At 69.4% G+C, this 19,985-nt stretch carries 19 protein-coding genes; 16 read left to right on the plus strand and 3 right to left on the minus strand.

Going from position 1 to position 19,985, the window contains the following annotated elements; translation table 11 throughout:
* The coding region (locus WDW90_RS26690; RefSeq protein ID WP_336490557.1) for a PopZ family protein at positions 1 to 109 on the plus strand (109 nt) is incomplete at its 5' end.
* A gap of 107 nt (positions 110 to 216) precedes the next feature.
* Positions 217 to 2,934 carry a valine--tRNA ligase gene (locus tag WDW90_RS26695; protein ID WP_336490541.1) on the plus strand — a complete coding sequence of 906 codons (2,718 nt, stop codon included), beginning with the start codon at positions 217 to 219 and terminating at the stop codon, positions 2,932 to 2,934.
* Positions 2,935 to 2,989: 55 nt separating this feature from the next.
* Here WDW90_RS26695 and sugE read toward each other — a convergent pair whose 3' ends face one another.
* Positions 2,990 to 3,304 (minus strand): quaternary ammonium compound efflux SMR transporter SugE, encoded by a 315-nt coding sequence (gene sugE, locus WDW90_RS26700; RefSeq protein ID WP_336490542.1) that lies wholly within the window; start codon positions 3,302 to 3,304, stop codon positions 2,990 to 2,992.
* A 252-nt stretch (positions 3,305 to 3,556) separates the two neighbouring features.
* Here sugE and WDW90_RS26705 point away from each other — a divergent pair, with 252 nt between their 5' ends.
* The 6 genes from WDW90_RS26705 to WDW90_RS26730 all read left to right on the plus strand — a co-directional run bounded on the left by WDW90_RS26705 (position 3,557) and on the right by WDW90_RS26730 (position 8,740).
* A complete protein-coding gene (locus WDW90_RS26705) occupies positions 3,557 to 5,107 on the plus strand; it encodes a Do family serine endopeptidase (RefSeq protein ID WP_336490543.1) in 1,551 nt (516 codons plus the stop codon).
* A 210-nt stretch (positions 5,108 to 5,317) separates the two neighbouring features.
* Positions 5,318 to 6,196 carry an aldo/keto reductase gene (locus WDW90_RS26710; RefSeq protein ID WP_336490544.1) on the plus strand — a complete coding sequence of 293 codons (879 nt, stop codon included), beginning with the start codon at positions 5,318 to 5,320 and terminating at the stop codon, positions 6,194 to 6,196.
* Between the two features lie 84 nt (positions 6,197 to 6,280).
* The gene (locus WDW90_RS26715; RefSeq protein ID WP_336490545.1) at positions 6,281 to 6,739 is read left to right on the plus strand and encodes a hypothetical protein; all 459 of its coding nucleotides are present in this window, start codon (positions 6,281 to 6,283) and stop codon (positions 6,737 to 6,739) included.
* Positions 6,740 to 6,771: 32 nt separating this feature from the next.
* Positions 6,772 to 7,293: a hypothetical protein gene (locus WDW90_RS26720; protein ID WP_336490546.1), complete on the plus strand. Its 522-nt coding sequence runs from the start codon at positions 6,772 to 6,774 to the stop codon at positions 7,291 to 7,293.
* Between the two features lie 34 nt (positions 7,294 to 7,327).
* On the plus strand, positions 7,328 to 8,197 hold the full coding sequence (gene kdsA / locus WDW90_RS26725) for a 3-deoxy-8-phosphooctulonate synthase (protein ID WP_336490547.1): 870 nt from the start codon (positions 7,328 to 7,330) through the stop codon (positions 8,195 to 8,197).
* 234 nt (positions 8,198 to 8,431) lie between these two features.
* The gene (locus tag WDW90_RS26730) at positions 8,432 to 8,740 is read left to right on the plus strand and encodes a hypothetical protein (RefSeq protein WP_336490548.1); all 309 of its coding nucleotides are present in this window, start codon (positions 8,432 to 8,434) and stop codon (positions 8,738 to 8,740) included.
* Positions 8,741 to 8,874: 134 nt separating this feature from the next.
* On the opposite strand, the gene queF is transcribed toward WDW90_RS26730, so the two are convergent.
* Positions 8,875 to 9,339: a preQ(1) synthase gene (queF, locus tag WDW90_RS26735; protein WP_336490549.1), complete on the minus strand. Its 465-nt coding sequence runs from the start codon at positions 9,337 to 9,339 to the stop codon at positions 8,875 to 8,877.
* A 284-nt stretch (positions 9,340 to 9,623) separates the two neighbouring features.
* Between queF and eno the strand changes: the two genes are divergently transcribed.
* The 8 genes from eno (at position 9,624) to lpdA (ending at position 17,734) form a co-directional block, all read left to right on the plus strand.
* Positions 9,624 to 10,913: a phosphopyruvate hydratase gene (eno, locus tag WDW90_RS26740; RefSeq protein ID WP_336490550.1), complete on the plus strand. Its 1,290-nt coding sequence runs from the start codon at positions 9,624 to 9,626 to the stop codon at positions 10,911 to 10,913.
* 52 nt (positions 10,914 to 10,965) lie between these two features.
* On the plus strand, positions 10,966 to 11,277 hold the full coding sequence (locus WDW90_RS26745; RefSeq protein ID WP_336490551.1) for an FtsB family cell division protein: 312 nt from the start codon (positions 10,966 to 10,968) through the stop codon (positions 11,275 to 11,277).
* Positions 11,278 to 11,437: 160 nt separating this feature from the next.
* A complete protein-coding gene (gene pdhA, locus WDW90_RS26750) occupies positions 11,438 to 12,514 on the plus strand; it encodes a pyruvate dehydrogenase (acetyl-transferring) E1 component subunit alpha (RefSeq protein ID WP_336490552.1) in 1,077 nt (358 codons plus the stop codon).
* A gap of 50 nt (positions 12,515 to 12,564) precedes the next feature.
* The gene (locus WDW90_RS26755) at positions 12,565 to 14,025 is read left to right on the plus strand and encodes a pyruvate dehydrogenase complex E1 component subunit beta (protein ID WP_336490553.1); all 1,461 of its coding nucleotides are present in this window, start codon (positions 12,565 to 12,567) and stop codon (positions 14,023 to 14,025) included.
* Between the two features lie 25 nt (positions 14,026 to 14,050).
* Positions 14,051 to 14,341, plus strand: coding sequence for a DUF5076 domain-containing protein (locus WDW90_RS26760; protein ID WP_336490554.1), 291 nt, complete (start codon positions 14,051 to 14,053; stop codon positions 14,339 to 14,341).
* A gap of 49 nt (positions 14,342 to 14,390) precedes the next feature.
* Positions 14,391 to 15,842, plus strand: a complete 1,452-nt coding sequence (locus WDW90_RS26765; protein WP_336490555.1) for a pyruvate dehydrogenase complex dihydrolipoamide acetyltransferase — start codon at positions 14,391 to 14,393, stop codon at positions 15,840 to 15,842.
* Positions 15,843 to 16,085: 243 nt separating this feature from the next.
* Positions 16,086 to 16,424, plus strand: coding sequence for a DUF559 domain-containing protein (locus WDW90_RS26770; protein WP_431311129.1), 339 nt, complete (start codon positions 16,086 to 16,088; stop codon positions 16,422 to 16,424).
* Positions 16,355 to 17,734, plus strand: coding sequence for a dihydrolipoyl dehydrogenase (lpdA, locus tag WDW90_RS26775; protein WP_431311130.1), 1,380 nt, complete (start codon positions 16,355 to 16,357; stop codon positions 17,732 to 17,734). Before WDW90_RS26770 ends, lpdA begins: the two co-directional genes overlap by 70 nt.
* A gap of 318 nt (positions 17,735 to 18,052) precedes the next feature.
* On the opposite strand, the gene WDW90_RS26780 is transcribed toward lpdA, so the two are convergent.
* Positions 18,053 to 19,873 (minus strand): DEAD/DEAH box helicase, encoded by a 1,821-nt coding sequence (locus WDW90_RS26780; RefSeq protein ID WP_336490556.1) that lies wholly within the window; start codon positions 19,871 to 19,873, stop codon positions 18,053 to 18,055.
* Between the last annotated feature and the right edge of the window lie 112 nt (positions 19,874 to 19,985).

Genomic DNA, 19,985 nt, shown 5'->3' on the forward strand with positions numbered 1-19,985 from the left:
CAAGGACATGCTCCGGCCGATGCTGAAGGCGTGGCTCGACGACAACCTGCCGGTGATGGTCGAGCGCCTCGTGCGCGCCGAGATCGAGCGCGTCTCCCGCGGGCGCTGAGGGCGGTCGGCGCCCGCGATCGGGCGGCCCCCGTGTTGACGTGAGGCCCGGGACGGGTTGAAAGCGGGCCGAAATCCGACACGCCCGCGAGACCGGCCCGCAGACCCATGATGGACAAGACCTTCGACCCCGCCGCCGTCGAGGCGCGCGTCAGCGCCGCCTGGGAGGAGGCCCAAGCCTTCCGGGCCGGGCGCCCGGAGCGCGCCGGAGCCGAGCCCTACTGCATCGTGATCCCGCCGCCGAACGTGACGGGCACGCTGCACATGGGCCACGCCCTCAACAACACGCTGCAGGACATCCTCTGCCGCTTCGAGCGCATGCGGGGCCGCGACGTGCTCTGGCAGCCGGGCACGGACCATGCCGGCATCGCCACCCAGATGGTGGTCGAGCGCCAGCTGACGGAGGCGCAGCAGCCGGACCGCCGCGCCCTGGGCCGCGAGGCCTTCGTCGAGCGGGTCTGGGCCTGGAAGGCGGAATCGGGCGGGGCGATCGTCAACCAGCTGAAGCGCCTCGGCGCCTCCTGCGACTGGTCGCGCGAGCGCTTCACCATGGATGAGGGCCTCTCGGCCGCCGTCCTCAAGGTGTTCGTGGACCTGCACGCGCAGGACCTGATCTACCGCGACAAGCGCCTCGTGAACTGGGACCCGAAGTTCCAGACCGCGATCTCGGACCTCGAGGTGCAGCAGCTCGAGGTGAAGGGCCACCTCTGGCACTTCGACTATCCCGTCGTCGACGCGTCCGGCGCCGAGACCGGGCAGGTCGTCACCGTCGCCACCACGCGGCCCGAGACGATGCTCGGCGACACCGCGGTCGCGGTCCACCCGGAGGACGAGCGCTACCGCGACCTCGTGGGCGCCCGCGTGCGCCTGCCCCTCGTCGGGCGCCTGATCCCGATCGTGGCCGACGCCTATTCGGACCCCGAGAAGGGCACCGGCGCGGTCAAGATCACCCCCGCGCACGACTTCAACGATTTCGAGGTGGGCCGCCGCCACGGGTGCCGGCCGATCAACGTGCTCGACGCGGAGGCCCGCATCCTGCTCGACGGCAACGCGGACTTCCTGGCCGAGGCCGCGCCGGAGCCCGAGACGCTGGCGCTGCACGGCCTCGATCGGTTCGCGGCGCGCAAGCGCGTCGTCGCCCTGATGGAGGAGCGGGGCCGCCTGCGGCTGATCGAGCCGAACACCCACGCGGTGCCCCACGGCGACCGCTCGGGCGTCGTCATCGAGCCCTACCTCACCGACCAGTGGTACCTGAACGTGAAGCCGCTCGCCGAGCGGGCGCTGCAGGCCGTGCGCGACGGCCAGACCAAGTTCGTGCCGGAGACCTACGAGAAGATCTTCTTCCAGTGGCTCGAGAACATCGAGCCCTGGTGCATCTCGCGCCAGCTCTGGTGGGGCCACCAGATCCCGGCCTGGTTCGACGCCGAGGGCGTGGCTTACGTGGCGCACGGCGAGGCGGAGGCGCGGGCCCAGGCCGAGGCGAGGCACGGCCGCCCGGTGGAGCTGCGCCGCGACGAGGACGTCCTCGACACCTGGTTCTCCTCCGCCCTCTGGCCGTTCTCGACGCTCGGCTGGCCGGAGGCGACGCCCGAGCTCGCGCGCTTCTACCCGACGAACACGCTGGTCACGGGCAAGGACATCCTGTTCTTCTGGGTGGCCCGCATGATGATGATGGGCCTGCACGTCACCGACCGGGCGCCCTTCGACACCGTCTACCTGCACACCCTCGTGCGCGACGAGAAGGGTGCCAAGATGTCGAAGTCGAAGGGGAACGTGGTCGATCCCCTCGGCCTGATCGAGCTCTACGGGGCCGACGCGCTGCGCTTCACGCTGACCGCGATGGCCGCGCAGGGCCGCGACATCAAGCTGAGCCTGAGCCGCGTCGAGGGCTACCGCAACTTCGCGACGAAGCTCTGGAACGCGGCCCGCTTCGCGGAGATGAACGGCTGCCGGCTCGATCCCGGCTTCCGGCCGGAGGCCGCCCGCGAGGTCCTGAACCGCTGGGCGCTCGGCGAATCGGCCCGCGCGGTGGCCGAGGTGGAGGGCGCGCTCGCCGCCTACCGCTTCAACGACGCGGCGGCCGCCGCCTACCGCTTCGTCTGGAACATCTTCTGCGACTGGTACCTCGAACTCGCCAAGCCCGTGCTGCAGGGGGAGGGAGCCGATCCCGCCGCCCGCATCGAGACGCAGGCGACCGTCGCCTTCCTGATCGACCAGATCGCCAAGCTCCTGCACCCGTTCATGCCCTTCCTCACCGAGGAGCTCTGGGCGATCAAGGGGGAGGGGCTGGCGGATCGGGGCATTCTGGCGCTCGCCCCCTGGCCGCGGCTCGAAGGGCTCGCGGACCCGGAGGCCGAGGCCGAGATCGGCTTCGTGGTCGATCTCGTCTCCGAGGTGCGCTCGGCCCGCTCCGAGACCAGCGTGCCGGCCGCCGCGCAGGTGCCGCTCGTGCTCGTCGGCGCGGATCCGGCCGTGCGCGCCCGGGTCGAGGCGTGGCGCGACACCCTGCTGCGCCTCGCGCGGCTGTCCGGGATCGCCTTTGCGGACGCCGCCCCGCGGAACTCCGTGCAGCTCCTCGTGCGCGGCAGCGTCGCGGCGCTGCCGCTCGAGGGCATCGTCGACCTCGCCGCCGAGGTGGCGCGCCTGAAGAAGGAGGCCGCCAGGGCGGACGGGGAGATCGCCCGGATCGACGGCAAGCTCGGCAATGCCGACTTCCTCGCCCGCGCTCCCGAGGAGGTGGTCGACGAGCAGCGCGAGCGCCGGGAGGCGGAGGCCGAGCGGCTCGCCAGGATCCGCGAGGCGCTGGCGCGCCTGAGCGACGATTGAGACCGCGGCGCCTCGGGACGGGCGTGCCGGACGGCGCGGGTCGGGCCCGCGCCCGTCAGGCCGCGAGCTTGAGGCCGACGATCCCCGCCACGATCAGCCCGATGCAGCCGAGGCGCAGGGCCGTGGCGGGCTCCCCGAACAGCGCGACGCCGAGCAGCGCCGTGCCGATCGTGCCGATGCCGGTCCAGACCGCGTAGCCGGTCCCGACCGGCAGGGTCCTCAGGGCGAGCGCGAGCATCACCACGCTGACGGCCATCGCGGCGAGCGTCAGCGCGGAGGGGATGAGGCGGGTGAAGCCGTCGGTGTATTTGAGGCCGATCGCCCAGGCCACCTCGAACAGGCCGGCGACGAACAGGATGGCCCAGGCCACGACAGTCTCCCTGTCAGGGCAGGGCCGTCCCCACCGCGCGCGGTCCGGGATCGGCGCGGCCGCGTCCCGGGCGGGGCCGTCCCCGCGAGGGCCCATATGGTCCCGGCCGCCGCGCTCCGCCAGCCGCGGCGGCCGCTCCAACCTGACGAAACCGTAATGGGACCGCCACGGGCGGGTCAGGCAGCGCTCCGTAGGACAAGGATCACCGGCCGCCGACGAGGCGGCGCCGTCCTTCCCCATCGGAGATCCCGGATGACCGACCTGTCCCCCTGCAAGCCCGCCCGTCCGGCCCGCCGCATCGGCCGCGGCGCCCTCGCCTCGGTCGCCGCCGCCGCCCTGGTGGCGGGCGGCGCCGTCGGCGCGGGCCTGGTGCAGCCCTCGACGCCGGCGCTGGCCCAGGCCCTGCCCAAGACCCCGATCGAGGCGCCCGAGCACCCGCCGGGCTCGTTCGCCAACATCGTCGACAAGGTGAAGCCCGGCGTCGTCTCGGTGCGGGTGAAGCTCGACGCGGACGCCGCCTCCGACGACGAGGACGGCCCGGGCCAGGGCCGCGGCCTGCAGAACGTGCCGCCGCAGCTGCGCGAGTTCTTCAAGCGCTTCGGCCAGAACGGCCAGGGCGGCGGGATGCAGGGCATGCCCCAGCGCCAGGGCCAGCGCGGCGCCGTGGGCTCGGGCTTCATCATCTCGGCCGACGGCTACGTGGTGACGAACAACCACGTCGTCGACCACGCCAAGACGGTGCAGGTGGTGCTCGACGACAACCGCATCCTCGACGCCAAGGTCATCGGCAAGGATTCGAAGACCGACATCGCGCTGCTCAAGATCAAGGATTCCGGCACCTATCCCTACGTGCAGTTCGGCAAGGCCGCCCCGCGGGTCGGCGACTGGGTGGTGGCGATCGGCAACCCGTTCGGCCTCGGCGGCACGGTCACGGCCGGCATCGTCTCGGCCCGCGGCCGCGACATCGGCGCCGGCCCCTACGACGACTTCCTGCAGATCGACGCGCCGATCAACAAGGGCAATTCGGGCGGCCCGACCTTCAACGTCAACGGCGAGGTCGTGGGCGTGAACACCGCGATCGCCTCGCCGTCCGGCGGCAGCGTCGGCCTCGCCTTCGCGATCCCCGCCGAGACCGTGCAGGCGGTGGTCGATCAGCTGCGCACCGACGGCAAGGTCGCCCGCGGCTATCTCGGCGTACAGGTCCAGCCCGTGACCAAGGACATCGCCGACGGCCTCGGCCTCGACAAGCCGAAGGGCGCCCTCGTGGACCATGCCGAGACCGGCACGCCCGCCGCCAAGGCGGGACTGAAGTCCGGCGACGTGATCGAGTCGGTCAACGGCAACGAGGTCAGCGACGCCAAGGAGCTGTCGCGCAGGATCGCGGGGCTGAAGCCCGGCGCCAAGGTCGAGATCGCCTATCTGCGCGGCGGCAAGTCCGACACCGCCACCATCACCCTCGGGGCGCTGCCGAGCGACGGCAAGGTGGCGAGCCGCGGCAGCGACACCTCCGACGGCCAGACCCGCCTCGGCCTCAGCCTCGCGCCGGCCGCCGATGCCGGTCTCTCCGACGAGGGCGTCGTGGTGATGGAGGTCGATCCCGACGGGCCGGCCGCCGCCAAGGGCATCGAGCAGGGCGACGTCATCCTCGACGTCGCCGGCCAGAGCGTCTCGAAGCCCTCCGAGGTCGCCGAGCGCATCCGCTCGGCCGAGTCGAGCGGCCGCAAGGCGGTGCTGATGCGCATCAAGAACCAGAAGGGCGTCACCCGCTTCGTCGCGGTCTCGCTCTCCAAGAACGCCGGCTGACGGGCCGGCAGGGCCAAGGACGCCGGCCGGCAGGCCGGCGCTTTCCGGTCATCTCCATCGGCGTCGGCCCCGGCGGGCCGGCGCCTCTCCGCGCGTTCGGGCCGTGGGGCGTGCGCGCCAGGCGCGGCCGGGTGCGGGGAGGGCGGGTCGCCGCCGGCGCCGGCCGCGCCATATGCGCCCCGGTCCCCAGGATAGCCCCACGAGAGCCCCATGCCCATCGAGAACCCGTCCGGCACCTTCGCCATCGGCGGAGACCTCACCGTCCATCGCCTCGGCTTCGGCGCCATGCGCATCACCGGGCCGGGCATCTGGGGCGATCCGCCCTCCCGCGAGGCGGCCAGGGCGACGCTCGCGCGTGTGCCCGAGCTCGGCATCGACCTGATCGACACCGCCGACAGCTACGGCCCCTTCGTCAGCGAGGACCTGATCCGCGAGGTGCTCCACCCCTATGCCGGGCTCGTGATCGCCACCAAGGGCGGGCTGACCCGGCACGGGCCGGACATCTGGCGCCCGGTCGGCAACCCGGACTACCTGCGCCAATGCGTGCTGATGAGCCTGCGGCGGCTCGGCCTCGAGCGCATCGACCTCTGGCAGCTCCACCGGATCGGCCCCGATTGCCCGCGCGAGGCGCAGTTCGAGGCGATCGCGGCGCTGCGCGAGGAGGGCCTGATCCGCCATGTCGGCCTGAGCGAGGTCTCGGTCGAGGACATCGCGGCGGCGCAGGACTACTTCCCGGTCGCGACCGTGCAGAACCAGTACAACCTCGTCGACCGCACGAGCGAGGCAGTGCTCGACCATTGCACGCGGGCCGGCATCGGCTTCATCCCGTGGGCGCCGCTCGCCCGCGGGGCGCTGGCGAAGGATTCGGCGCTCGCCGAGATCGCGCGCCGGCGCGGGGTCGGCGAGGGCGCCGTCGCGCTCGCCTGGCTCCTGAAGCGCTCCCCCGTGATGCTGCCGATCCCCGGCACGGGCGATCCGGAGCATCTCGCCGCCAACATGGCGGGCGCGGGCCTCGGCCTGTCGGAGCCCGAGTTCGAGGCCCTCGACCGCCAGGGCCGCGCCGCCTGGGAGGCATCGGGAACCGCGTGAGGCGGCCCCGTGTGCCGGCGCACATCGGCGCTCGCCCGATTCCTGCATGGCGCGGGGCATCGTCCGCCGGAGGTGAGGTTCGCGATGCGCGCGTCGGGTCTCGTCGTGATCACGCTCGCGGCGGCCGGGTACCCGGCCGCCGCCGCGGCCCGACCGGCCTGGACGTCCGGCACCTACGTCTACGCCGATCTCTGCACGCTGCCGGCGAGCGGGGAGCTCGCCGGCCGCCGGGTCACCCTGCGGCGCTCGCCGAACGGCGACGGCCTCGTCTACGAGATGGTCCGCGGCGCCGCCCTGGTGCCGGCGCAGGGCGCCGGCCTCGCCCTCGACGACGCCACCAAGGCGCTCGCCTTCACGGCGGAGACGGAGGGCGGCCCCGTCACCTTCCGGGGCACCGCCGCGGCCGACGCGCTGACCGGCACCCTGCGCGACGCGGCCGGCGACCATCCCGTGCACCTGCCCCGCATCCTGCGCTCTCATGCGCGCCAGGCCTGCGCGAGCCATCTCGCCTCGGACACGACCGGGTCTCTCGGCGAGCGCTGACGGCGGCCGCCCGGCACGCTACACGGGATGGCATGAACGCGCGCATCCTCGCCCTCGGCCTCCTCCTCGCCGGCGCCCTCGGCAGCGGCCCGGCCCGGGCCGATGCCTGCGACGCGCTCACCGCCCGGATGATCCGCGCGACGGGCGCCTCGCTCGCCGGGCGCGCGGGGCCGCTCGCGGTGTTCCGGGCGGCCGATGCCGAGCGCATGAGCCTCGATTGCCGCAAGCCCGCCCGGATGGTGTTCGCCTCCCTCGATCGCGAGCCGGACCCCGCCTTCTTCACCCTGATCGGGCTCGCCGCGCGGGGGCTCACGGGCACCGGGGTGCGCGACGCGACGGTGCTCGCCCTCCGGCTCCATCAGGATTCGCTGCTGGCGAGCGCGCCCGCCGAGGGCGTCGCCGGCCGGGCGGCGCTGCGCTGCGAGACGGGGCCGCGCGGCGACGCGCTCGCCGGCGACCTCACCGTCTGCGTGCTGGTGCCGCGGCCCGCTTCCGTGCTGCGCCGCCGGGCGGGCCTGACGCCCGCGCCCCGTCGAGCCGCGCCGGCGGGCTAGCCACCCGGCGCACCGGCGGGCTAGACCGCGTCGCATGTCGAGCCCGAGCCCCGAATCATCGCCCCGCCCGTCGCCCGCCTGCGTGCGCGTGCGCGACGTCGCCTTCGCCAACGACCGGCCCTTCGCGCTGATCGCCGGCCCCTGCCAGCTCGAGGGGCGCGAGCATGCCCTGGAAATCGCCGCCGCGCTGAGGGAGATGACCGCCCGCCTCGGCATCGGCCTCGTCTTCAAGGCCTCCTTCGACAAGGCGAACCGCACCTCGGCGGGCTCGGCGCGCGGCCTCGGCCTGGCGCAGGCCCTGCCGATCTTCGCCGAGATCCGGGAGCGCTACGGCCTGCCGGTGCTCACCGACGTGCACGAGGCCGCCCAGTGCGCGGCCGCGGCCGAGATCGTCGACGTGCTGCAGATCCCGGCCTTCCTCTGCCGGCAGACCGACCTGCTGCTCGCGGCCGCCGCCACGGGACGGGCCGTCAACGTCAAGAAAGGGCAGTTCCTCGCCCCCTGGGACATGGCGCACGTCGCCGCCAAGGTGACGGGCGCGGGCAACGCCAACCTGCTCGTGACCGAGCGCGGCGCCTCCTTCGGCTACAACACCCTGGTCACCGACATGCGCAGCCTCCCGATCATGGCGCGGGTGACGGGCGGCCTGCCGGTGGTGTTCGACGCGACCCACTCGGTGCAGCAGCCCGGCGGCCAGGGAGCGACCTCGGGTGGCCAGCGCGAGTTCGTGGCGGTGCTCGCCCGCGCGGCGGTCGCCGTCGGGGTCGCCGGCCTCTTCATCGAGACCCATCCCGATCCCGACCGCGCGCCCTCCGACGGCCCCAACATGGTGGCGCTGAAGGACATGCCGGCGCTGCTCGCCACCCTGCAGGCCTTCGACCGGCTGGCGAAGGGGCGGGGCTGAGGCGCTCGCCCTCCCGTTCGGGCCAGGCGGCCCACGCATCGACGCCGGCGCAGTGACTCCGATCCGTCACCGCAGGCCGTTCATCGGCCGGTCAGCCGCGCCGTGACAGTCTTCGATCCATTAAGGCGGCCTCTCGCCCCGCGCCGGCGCGGGTCAACTCGGTCGATCCGAGGAACGACTTGGCCGCGGGGACGTTGAATGCCCTAATTGGCTCACAGCTCGCGAAAGGACAACATGCGCAAGCTCGCTCTCATCTCCGCCGTCGCCCTCTCGATCGGTTCCATGGCCGCCACCTCGGCGGATGCCCGCCCGCGCGGCTATTACGGCCACGGCTACGGGCACGGCCATGCCTACGGCTACGGTCACGGCTATCGCGGGCGCCGCGGCATCGGCACCGGCGCGGCCGTCGGCCTCGGGATCGCGGGCCTCGCGGCCGGTGCCATCGCGGCGGGTGCGGCGCGCGATGCCTATTACCGCGACAGCTATTACGGCCGCGGCTACGCGCCCGCCTACGGTTATGGCGGCTACGGCTACGGCTACTGAGCCGCGCCACCGCGGATCTCGCGAGGGCGGCCGGGATGACCCGGCCGCCCTTTTCATTGCGTCCGGTCCATAGGCGCTTCCGCTTGAGCGCTTCTGCTTGGGCGCTTCTGCTTGGGCGCTTCCGCGGAAAGCGCTCAGCGGGCCCGGTAGGGCGGCACGCCGGGATCGGGCAGCCAGACCGATTTCGGCGGCTCGCCGGTCTGCCAGAACACGTCGATCGGGATGCCGCCGCGCGGGTACCAGAAGCCGCCGATGCGCAGGTAGCGCGGCGCCAGCAGGTCGCGCAGGCGCTTGCCGATGGCCACGGTGCAATCCTCGTGGAAGGCGCCGTGGTTGCGGAAGCTGTGCAGGTAGAGCTTCAGCGCCTTCGATTCGACGAGCCAGCGGTCGGGCACGTAGTCGATCACCAGGATCGCGAAGTCGGGCTGGCCCGTCACCGGGCAGAGCGAGGTGAATTCGGGCGCGGTGAAGCGCGCGAGGTAATCCGTGTCCGGGTGCGGGTTCGGCACCCGGTCGAGGCGGGCCTCGTCCGGGGAGGCGGGCAGGGGGCTGGCCTGCCCGAGCTGCAGGGTCCCGTCCGTGGGGGTCTCGTTCGTCATGGGCCGCCCTATAGCCCGCCGCGGGGGCGGATGCATCCCCGCGGGCGCCTCCGGCCCGGGCCTGGCCGCGCCGCGCGGGCTCAAGAAAAACTTGAGGGCCGGATGCGGCGATTTCGGCGCTCCGGCCGGGCCCCGAGCGGGGCAGGCGCTTGCCGGACGCCGCGCGTTGGCGGATAAGCCCCTGCGCCCATGCCGCGTCCCGCCGCGGCGCGCTCCCGCGCGCCCGCACCGGATGCCTTCAGGCTCCCGCCTGAACCCGACGACCTCTCGAGAGGGGACCTTTGATGACCGCGATCACCAACATCGCAGCCCGCGAGATCCTGGACAGCCGGGGCAATCCCACCGTCGAGGTGGACGTGCTCCTCGAGGACGGCTCCTTCGGCCGCGCCGCCGTGCCCTCCGGCGCCTCGACCGGCGCCCACGAGGCGGTGGAGCTGCGCGACGGCGACAAGGGCCGCTTCGGCGGCAAGGGCGTGCGCAAGGCGGTGCATGCCGTGCAGACCGAGATCCTCGACGCGATCGGCGGCATGGACGCGGAGGATCAGGTCGCCGTCGACGAGGCGATGATCGAGCTCGACGGCACCCCGAACAAGGCCCGCCTCGGCGCGAACGCGATTCTGGGCGTGTCGCTCGCGGTGGCCAAGGCCGCGGCCGAGACCGCGGGCCTGCCCCTCTACCGCTACATCGGCGGGGTGCAGGGCCGCGTGCTGCCGGTGCCGATGATGAACATCATCAACGGCGGCGCGCATGCCGACAACCCGATCGACTTCCAGGAATTCATGATCATGCCGGTGGGCGCCTCCTCGCTCGCCGAGGCCGTGCGCATGGGCTCGGAGGTGTTCCACACCCTCAAGAGCGCGCTCAAGAAGGCCGGCCACAACACGAATGTCGGCGACGAGGGCGGCTTCGCCCCGAACCTGCCCTCGGCCGAGGCCGGGCTCGATTTCGTGATGGAATCGATCCAGGCCGCGGGCTTCCGGCCCGGCACCGACATGGTGCTGGCGCTCGACTGCGCGGCGACCGAGTTCTTCAAGGACGGCGCCTACCGGTACGAGGGCGAGGGCAAGACCCGCGACGTCGCCGCCCAGGTCGACTACCTCGCCGAGCTCGTCGCCAAGTACCCGATCGCCTCGATCGAGGACGGCATGTCCGAGGACGACTGGGAGGGCTGGAAGCTCCTCACGGACCGGATCGGGGAACGCTGCCAGCTCGTCGGCGACGACCTGTTCGTGACCAATGTCGAGCGGCTCTCGCGCGGCATCGGGACCGGCACGGCGAATTCGATCCTCGTGAAGGTCAACCAGATCGGCTCGCTCACCGAGACGCTGGCCGCCGTCGACATGGCCCAGCGCGCCGGCTACACGGCGGTGATGTCCCACCGCTCCGGCGAGACCGAGGATTCGACCATCGCGGATCTCGCGGTCGCGACGAATTGCGGGCAGATCAAGACCGGCTCGCTCGCCCGCTCGGACCGGCTGGCCAAGTACAACCAGCTGATCCGCATCGAGGAGGGCTTGGGCGCGCAGGGGCGCTACGCCGGCAGCAGCGCGATCAAGCAGCGCGCGCGCGGCTGAGGCACAACGGGGCGTCAGCACTTCCTTAACCTTGCGCGGCGATGGTCGGGCCATGGTCGTCCGTCGCCGCGTCAGAACCGTCCTCATGCCGCTCGGTCTCTGGACCGTGTCGGCCCTCGTCGTCGGCTACTTCGTGTACCAGGCCGAGAACGGCAATCGCGGCCTCGAGGCCAAGCGCGCCCTCAAGATCGAGGCCTACGGGCTGACCCAGGAACTCACCGCCGCCAAGGCGGAGCGGGCGGTCTGGGAGCATCGCGTGGCGCTCCTGCGCAGCGAGCAGATCGACCGCGACCTCCTCGAGGAACGCGCCCGCGTGGTGCTCGGCCGGGTCCATGCCAACGACGTCGTGATCATCGACCCCTGATCGGCGCCCGCCGCGGCTCCGCAACCACCAGTCGCCGGGCGGATCGTCCTTCGCCTCCCCGGCCTGACAATGCCCACACCCTGTCAGAGAGCGGGGCCTCGCCTTCCGCTGCCGCCTGTCCTAAACCGTGGCCAAGAGACAGGTTCACGGGAGGTCGCCGATGGATGCCGCCAAGGATGCGGGGCAGCCGAAGTCCGAACCGGGCAAGCCTGAACCGGGCAAATCCGAGGCGGAGGCGGCCCACCGGCCCGCCCCGAACGCGCCGCAATTCAGCCGCGACGAGGATCTCCACGCCTATCACGAGATGCTGCTGATCCGCCGCTTCGAGGAGAAGGCGGGCCAGCTCTACGGCATGGGCCTGATCGGCGGCTTCTGCCACCTCTATATCGGCCAGGAGGCCGTGGTCATCGGCATGCAGATGGCCTCGGAGGAGGGGGATCAGGTGATCACGGGATACCGGGATCACGGCCACATGCTCGCCTGCGGCATGGACCCGAAGGGCGTCATGGCCGAGCTGACCGGGCGCCGGGGCGGGTACAGCCGCGGCAAGGGCGGCTCGATGCACATGTTCTCGCGCGAGAAGCAGTTCTTCGGCGGCCACGGCATCGTCGGCGCGCAGGTCTCGCTCGGCACCGGCCTCGGCTTCGCCGACGCCTACCGGCAGAACGGCAAGGTCAGCCTCACCTACATGGGCGACGGCGCGGCCAATCAGGGCCAGGTCTACGAGAGCTTCAACATGGCGGCGCTGTGGAAGCTGCCGGTCGTCTACGTGATCGAGAACAACCGCTACGCCATGGGCACCTCGGTGGTCCGCGCCTCCGCGCAGACGGACTTCTCGAAGCGCGGCCTCTCCTTCGGCATTCCCGGCGAGCAGGTCGACGGCATGGATGTCCGCACCGTCCGCGAGGCGGCGAGCCGCGCCGTCCAGCACGCCCGCTCGGGCGAGGGCCCCTTCATCCTCGAGATGCAGACCTACCGCTACCGCGGCCATTCCATGTCCGACCCGGCCAAGTACCGGACCAAGGACGAGGTCTCGAAGATGCGCGAGGAGCACGACCCGATCGAGATGGTGCGCAAGCGCCTGATCGAGCTGCACGGCGTCTCGGAGGCCGACCTCAAGGCCACGGATTCGAAGGTGCGCGAGACCGTCAACGACGCGGCCGAGTTCGCGACCCACGATCCCGAGCCCGATCCGTCCGAGCTCTGGACCGATATCCTGCTCGAGGCGCGCGCCTGAGGGCACCCGCCCGACCGTCCTTCGATCCCGGCCGACCGACAGAGAACCCCATGGCGACCGACATCCTCATGCCCGCGCTCTCCCCCACGATGGAGGAGGGCAAGCTCGCCAGGTGGCTCAAGAAGGAGGGCGACGCGATCAAGTCCGGCGACGTGCTGGCCGAGATCGAGACCGACAAGGCGACCATGGAGGTCGAGGCGATCGACGAGGGCGTGCTCGCCAAGATCCTGATCCAGGAGGGCACGGAGGGGGTCGCCGTCAACACGCCGATCGCGATCATCGCGGAGGAGGGCGAGGACGTCTCGGCGGCCGCCTCCGGGGGCCGGCCGGCGGGTGCCGCCAAGGGCAACGGCGCCGATGCGGGCGGCCAGGCCGCCCCCGCCCCCGACATGCGGGCCGAGGGCCAGGCCGCCGGCCCCGGGCCCAGCGCCAAGACCGGCGACGACGCCCCCCGCGCCCCGGCGGCGCCGGCCGCCATCGCCAACAAGGCGCCCGCGCCCGTGATGGAGGAGTTCCCGGCCGGCACCGAGATGGTGACCATGACGGTGCGCGAGGCGCTGCGCGATGCCATGGCCGAGGAGATGCGCCGGGACGGCGACGTCTTCGTGATGGGCGAGGAGGTCGCCGAGTACCAGGGCGCCTACAAGATCACGCAGGGGCTGCTGCAGGAATTCGGGGCGCGGCGCGTCGTCGACACGCCGATCACCGAGCACGGCTTCGCCGGCATCGGCGTCGGCGCGGCCTATACCGGCCTCAAGCCCATCGTCGAGTTCATGACCTTCAACTTCGCCATGCAGGCGATCGACCACATCATCAACTCGGCCGCCAAGACCCTCTACATGTCGGGCGGCCAGCTCGGCTGCCCGATCGTGTTCCGGGGCCCGAACGGCGCCGCCGCCCGCGTCGGCGCCCAGCACAGCCACGACTACGCCGCCTGGTACTCGAACGTGCCGGGCCTCAAGGTGATCGCGCCCTACACGGCGAGCGACGCCAAGGGCCTGCTCAAGGCCGCGATCCGCGACCCGAACCCGGTGATCTTCCTCGAGAACGAGATCCTGTACGGCCAGTCCTTCCCGGTGCCGAAGCTCGACGACTTCGTGCTGCCGATCGGCAAGGCCCGCATCCACCGCCCCGGCTCGGACGTCACCATCGTGTCCTTCGCCATCGGCATGACCTACGCGCTGAAGGCCGCGCAGGCGCTCAGCGAGCAGGGCATCGAGGCCGAGGTGATCGACCTGCGCACGATCCGGCCGATGGACACCGACACGGTGGTGGAATCGGTCAGGAAGACCGGCCGCTGCATCACCGTCGAGGAGGGCTTCCCGCAATCGGGCATCGGCGCCGAGATCGTGGCCCGCCTGATGGTCGACGCCTTCGACTATCTCGATGCGCCGGTCCTGCGCATCACCGGCAAGGACGTGCCGATGCCCTACGCCGCCAACCTCGAGAAGCTCGCCCTGCCGACCGTCGCCGAGGTCGTCGAGGCGGCGAAAGCCGTGTGCTACCGCTAAGATGGCGAGGGAGACGGCTCAGACGATGGCCAAGGAGTTCCAGCCGCTCTCCGTTCCCCCCGACGCTCTCGAGAAGGGCGGCGTCGAGGTGCTGCGGGCGAGCGTGGTCGACGGGGCGGTGAGCGTCGCGCTGCGGCGCTCCTTCGACGATCCCTTCACCTGGGGCGTGCTCCTGATCGACCTCGCCCGGCACGCCGCGCGGGTCTACGCGATGGAGACCGAGCTCTCCGAGGAGGAGGCCTTCGCGCAGATCCGGGCCGGCCTCGAGGCCGAGAGCGATCCGCCCGGCGGAAGCCCCGACGGTCCGCTCAACTGAACGCTCAAGAACCTTCGCCAACCTTCTGGCCGATCAGGATAAACCAGCGATGCCGATCAACGTCCTGATGCCCGCCCTCTCGCCCACGATGGAGAAGGGCAATCTCGCCAAGTGGCTCAAGAAGGAGGGCGACGCGATCAAGTCCGGCGACGTGCTGGCCGAGATCGAGACCGACAAGGCGACCATGGAGGTCGAGGCGATCGACGAGGGCGTGCTCGCCAAGATCCTGGTGCCCGAGGGCACGGCGGACGTGCCCGTCAACGACCTGATCGCCCTGATCGCGGCCGACGGCGAGGATCCGGCGAGCGTCGGGGCGCCGGCGGGCGGGGGGGCGGCCCCGAAGGCCGGGGCCGAGGCGCCCGCGCAGAAGCCCGCGCAAGAGCCCGCGCAGAAGCCCGCGCAGGGGGGCGCGGCCGGCCAGAACACGACGCCCGGCGGCGGCCACATGAGCTACGAGCGGGTGAACGAGGCGCCCGGCGGCGCCCAGCCCGCCCAGGCGGCCCGCACCAACGGCGCGGCGCAGCCGGCTGCGTCGGGCGGGCGCGTCTTCGCCTCGCCGCTCGCCCGCCGCATCGCCAAGCAGGAGGGCATCGACCTCTCGGCCGTCCGGGGCTCGGGCCCGCACGGCCGGGTGATCGAGCGCGACGTGCGCGCGGCCGCGGCCGGCGGCACCGCCCGGGCGAGCGCGCCGGCGGCCGCACCGGCCGCGGCCCCCGCCGCGCCCGCCCCCGCCCCGAAGCCCGCCGCGGCGCCCGCGGGCCTCAGCGCCGATCAGGTGCGCGGCTTCTATCAGAAGGGCACCTACGAGGAGGTCCCCCTCGACGGCATGCGCAGGACCATCGCCAAGCGCCTCACCGAGGCGATGCAGGTGGCGCCGCACTTCTACCTCACGGTCGATTGCGAGATCGACGCGCTGATGCGCCTGCGCGAGCAGCTGAACGCCAGCGCCGGCAAGACCAAGGACGGCAAGCCGCTGTTCAAGCTCTCGGTGAACGACTTCGTCATCAAGGCGATGGGCCTCGCGCTGATGCGGATCCCGGCCGCGAACGCGGTCTGGGCCGAGGACCGGATCCTGCGCTTCGACAATGCCGAGGTCGGCGTCGCGGTGGCGATCGACGGCGGCCTGTTCACCCCCGTCATCCGCCGGGCCGACCAGAAGACGCTCTCGACGATCTCGAACGAGATGAAGGACTTCGCGGCGCGCGCGCGCGCCAAGAAGCTGAAGCCCGAGGAGTACCAGGGCGGCGTCACCTCGGTCTCGAACCTCGGCATGTTCGGCATCAAGCACTTCACGGCGGTGATCAACCCGCCCCAGTCGACCATCCTGGCGGTGGGCGCGGGCGAGAAGCGCGTCGTGGTGAAGGACAATGCCCCGGCGGTGGTCCAGATGATGACCGCCACCCTCTCCTGCGACCACCGCGTCCTCGACGGCGCGCTCGGCGCCGAGCTGATCGCGGCCTTCAAGGACCTCATCGAGAACCCGATGGGGATGCTGGTGTGACGCGGCGCGGGGTTTCGCTCCTCCCCCGCAGATCCCGAGCCTGCCCGAGATCGGCCCCTGCTCACCCGGATCGGGCGCTGTCCGCCTCTCCCGTGCGGGAGAGGTCGAGTCCGCGTCACGCGGACCGGGTGAGGGATCAGGTTTGTCCGGGGATGCCGCACCCCTCACCCCGACCCTCTCCCGCACGGGAGAGGGGGCAGGTCGCGGATCCCGTCCCGACCTGGCCGACCCCGAGAAGCGCCCGTGGCGGCGCCTGACGCTCTCGTCCGGGCCCGGGGCTTCCGCGTGCTTCGCTTCGGCAATGCCGAGGTGATGCGCGGCATGAACACCGTCCTCGACACGATCCACGCCGCGCTCGCCCCCGCCCGATCCGCGGCCGGCGGCACCCCGCGCGGGATCTTCGATCCCCCACCCCCTCCCCGCAGGCGGGAGGGGTTCGCCCGGAGAGCGAGATGCCCGACACCTACGACGTCCTCATCATCGGCGCCGGGCCCGGCGGCTACGTCACGGCGATCCGCTCGGCGCAGCTCGGGTTCAAGACGGCGGTGGTCGACCGCGAGCACCTGGGCGGCATCTGCCTGAACTGGGGCTGCATCCCCACGAAGGCCCTGCTGCGCTCGGCCGAGATCTACCACTACATGCAGCACGCCGCCGATTACGGGCTCACGGCCGAGAAGGTCGGGTTCGACGCCGCGGCGATCGTCAAGCGCTCGCGCGGCGTCTCGGGCCGGCTCAACGGCGGCGTCGGCATGCTGCTGAAGAAGAACAAGGTCGACGTGATCTGGGGCGAGGCCGCGATCGATTCCGCGGCCAAGGGCAACCAGCCGGGCCAGGTCACCGTCCGGGAGACGAAGCGGGCTGAGGCCCCGAAGGGCGCCAAGGGCGCGGGCACCTACTCGGCCAAGCACATCATCGTGGCGACGGGCGCGCGGCCCCGCGCGATCCCGGGCATCGAGCCCGACAAGCGCCAGATCTGGACCTATTACGAGGCCATGGTGCCGGAGGCGATGCCGAAGAGCCTCCTCGTGATGGGCTCGGGCGCGATCGGGATCGAGTTCGCCTCCTTCTACCGCACCATGGGCGCCGAGGTGACCGTGGTCGAGCTGCTGCCCCAGATCCTGCCCGTCGAGGATGCCGAGATCGCCGCGCTCGCCCGGAAGCGCTTCGAGAAGCAGGGCATCAAGATCCTGACCGGCGCCAAGGTCACGAAGGTGGAGAAGGGCCCCGACTCGGTGACCGCCACGGTGGAGGCGGCGGACGGCAAGACCCAGGCCATCACGGCCGAGAAGCTGATCTCGGCGGTCGGCGTCGTGGGCAACATCGAGGGGGTCGGCCTCGAGAATCTCGGGGTCAGGATCGACCGCGGCATCGTCGTCACCGACGGGCTCGGGCGCACCAACGTGCCGGGGATCTACGCGATCGGGGACGTCGCCGGCCCGCCGATGCTCGCCCACAAGGCCGAGCACGAGGGCGTGATCTGCGTCGAGACCATCAAGGGCCTGCACACCCACCCGATGGACAAGGGCAAGATCCCGGGCTGCACCTATTGCCAGCCGCAGATCGCGAGCGTCGGGCTCACCGAGGCCAAGGCCAAGGAGGAGGGCTTCTCCGTCAAGGTCGGCCGCTTCCCGTTCGCGGGCAACGGCAAGGCCATCGCGCTCGGCGAGCCGGACGGGCTGATCAAGACGGTGTTCGACGCCAAGACCGGGCAGCTGCTCGGCGCCCACATGGTCGGGGCGGAGGTGACCGAGCTGATCCAGGGCTACGTCGTCGCCATGACGCTCGAGACCACCGAGGAAGAGCTGATGCACACGGTCTTCCCGCACCCGACGCTCTCCGAGATGATGCACGAGAGCGTGCTCGACGCCTACGGAAAGGTGATCCACACCTGATCAGAAAACCATCGGTTTTTCAGAGGCTTGGGACACTCTGGGTACCGTAAGGCGATGCTCCGAGCAACGGCCTTGAACCCTCCTGTCACACCGCTTTCGGACGCTTGGTGTGACAGGAGTGTGACCGAAAACGAATGGTCGGAGCGAGCCCTAAGTGACCGATCGGATTGACGCTTAGGGCTGAAGGGGAGCGTTCGAAGACGGTTGAGAAGTCTATTAACTCCGTCCACCAACCTTCCGCATGGCAGCGACAGAAATTCGCGAATCTCTCCAGCCGACCACGGCTATATCACAAGCAATCGACGATTGGACATAAGTCTATTCAAATGACAAACCGCGATCGAGAAGCTCGTGTTCGAAGTCAGTAAGGCGGAAACGCGCGGAAGAACTTCGCCTTCTAAGCTGCTCGATTAGATCTCTACTATCGGACACGGTCGGTATCGACAACTTAGCAAGAAGTGGAACAGGTATGCCAAATTCATCAAGAAATCTCCCTTCGTTCGGGATAAAGTAATTTTGCAATTGCTGAGCATAAAGTCGATAATCAACTAGATCGCGCCCTGCAATAGAGACAATTATGTCATTAACAGCTCGAAATAATTGTGGAAACGTGTGCTCGGCTCCGCGTAAAAAATTGAAGCACCGATCTATATCAATCTGCGCTAAAGAACCTCGCCCTCGAACGAGGCGATCCATAAACTTCCGAATAGTAGTTTCACGCCTTAAAACGCCGGCATAGTAAGCAGCCTGACGAGCCGAACGCACATCATGCTTACTGAATTTCAGCCGGTTCCATACAACATCGAATACTGCGTTTACATTGTTAAAATTGGGATAGCCTTTCCAGATAAGCTGAGACTTGTCATCTTCTAGGATTACTCGCAACTCATCAGCTAATCGATTGAGTTCATCAATTCCATACTCGGCCCATTGGCTCAACACTTCTGCGGGTAGAACGCTGGACTCCGATATCGACCGCTTACGTGCCCTAGCAGTTGGAGTAAGCGCGTCGTCATCAATCTGCACTAGCAGCTCCGGTAAGAGCCGATCTTGATTCTCAAACAATGGGACTCGCACGTCAAAGGGCAGGGGTTCAGGCGGTTGATTGTATAGAAATATCTTTCCTACTTTGTGTTGAAACATCCTTCCGGCGCGACCTTTGATATTGTCGAATGTAAATCTATCAAGCTTATTAGTGCTAATATGACGATCATAGATGAAGACATTCTGTGCCGCGGTATTTATGCCCTCAATCATGCTTGATGTGCAGATCACCGTCTTAATTTCACGTCTGTTGAATAATGAAATCAGAAGTTGAGCAACGGCACGAGGTATTCTGCCATGGTGGATGCCAATTCCAAGCTTTACCGCCTCGCCTAGTGCCCATTCAGGATGAAAATTTTCTTTAAGCCACTCGCCAAGAGCATCACAAAAAGCCGAGCCTTGATGCAGGCGAGCGCTCATAAGATCATACGTCAGGAGGTATGCCGATCGTGGAGATCGCACATAGACAAGAGAACTCTCGTCGCCGACGCCACGCAGATCATTAATGAGTCTATCAGGCGTCGGTTGCCCATCAGTCCGATCGATAATATCTGCGGCGACGGGGCTAAACCTTGTCTTGATAAATTCAATATCTGGCCTAAACCTATCGGCATTTGGAACCCCGTCGATTGACGGTCCTAGAAAATATATTTGCTTGGCAGTTCTGCCATATTTCGCTAGTATTGCATTAAGTGCTAGCGACCTCTCGTCGTGGCGGTCAAGGTCAAGTTTATAGAATTCATCAATGACAAAGAGGTCAACAGCCTCTATGTCTTTCCGCTGCAGAAGACGTTCCTGCGTTCCAACGTATATAGCGCTAGAATGTGCTCTCGCTTCACCCGCAGTTGTTATTATCTGGTAATCGGTAAATTTACGAAGCAGTTTTCGCCGATACTCGTCAAGTAGCGCCAATGTCGGCACAACAGTGACAACGGTTTGCGGCTTTGATTGTGATATCAAAGCGTCGACAAGCAAACTCTTGCCAAAACTAGTCGGCGCAGACAAGATTACACTCCTGCCGCCAACTAATTTCCAGAATACATTTGCTTGTTCTATATGAAAAGTTATGCCCTTCATACCAGGAGCTTGCATCATGTTGAGAGCAAGCGTAATTACCCACGGGGTGCGCCTGAGCGCGGCGTGCGGCAGGCGACGGGCCTGGAGGTGCCCCGCCTCGCCACTTGCCGGGAGCCGGTATCACTGATTC

This window comes from Methylobacterium nigriterrae (assembly GCF_037106235.1).
GTDB classification, from domain to species: Bacteria; Pseudomonadota; Alphaproteobacteria; order Rhizobiales; family Beijerinckiaceae; genus Methylobacterium; species Methylobacterium nigriterrae.

Coding starts and splice junctions, on each gene's coding strand:
- WDW90_RS26695 (WP_336490541.1), top strand. CDS start 217: ATGATGGACAAGACCTTCGACCCCGCCGCCGTCGAGGCGCGCGTCAGC.
- WDW90_RS26705 (WP_336490543.1), top strand. CDS start 3,557: ATGACCGACCTGTCCCCCTGCAAGCCCGCCCGTCCGGCCCGCCGCATC.
- WDW90_RS26710 (WP_336490544.1), top strand. CDS start 5,318: ATGCCCATCGAGAACCCGTCCGGCACCTTCGCCATCGGCGGAGACCTC.
- WDW90_RS26715 (WP_336490545.1), top strand. CDS start 6,281: ATGCGCGCGTCGGGTCTCGTCGTGATCACGCTCGCGGCGGCCGGGTAC.
- WDW90_RS26720 (WP_336490546.1), top strand. CDS start 6,772: ATGAACGCGCGCATCCTCGCCCTCGGCCTCCTCCTCGCCGGCGCCCTC.
- kdsA (WP_336490547.1), top strand. CDS start 7,328: ATGTCGAGCCCGAGCCCCGAATCATCGCCCCGCCCGTCGCCCGCCTGC.
- WDW90_RS26730 (WP_336490548.1), top strand. CDS start 8,432: ATGCGCAAGCTCGCTCTCATCTCCGCCGTCGCCCTCTCGATCGGTTCC.
- queF (WP_336490549.1), bottom strand. CDS start 9,339: ATGACGAACGAGACCCCCACGGACGGGACCCTGCAGCTCGGGCAGGCC.
- eno (WP_336490550.1), top strand. CDS start 9,624: ATGACCGCGATCACCAACATCGCAGCCCGCGAGATCCTGGACAGCCGG.
- WDW90_RS26745 (WP_336490551.1), top strand. CDS start 10,966: ATGGTCGTCCGTCGCCGCGTCAGAACCGTCCTCATGCCGCTCGGTCTC.
- pdhA (WP_336490552.1), top strand. CDS start 11,438: ATGGATGCCGCCAAGGATGCGGGGCAGCCGAAGTCCGAACCGGGCAAG.
- WDW90_RS26755 (WP_336490553.1), top strand. CDS start 12,565: ATGGCGACCGACATCCTCATGCCCGCGCTCTCCCCCACGATGGAGGAG.
- WDW90_RS26760 (WP_336490554.1), top strand. CDS start 14,051: ATGGCCAAGGAGTTCCAGCCGCTCTCCGTTCCCCCCGACGCTCTCGAG.
- WDW90_RS26765 (WP_336490555.1), top strand. CDS start 14,391: ATGCCGATCAACGTCCTGATGCCCGCCCTCTCGCCCACGATGGAGAAG.
- WDW90_RS26780 (WP_336490556.1), bottom strand. CDS start 19,873: ATGATGCAAGCTCCTGGTATGAAGGGCATAACTTTTCATATAGAACAA.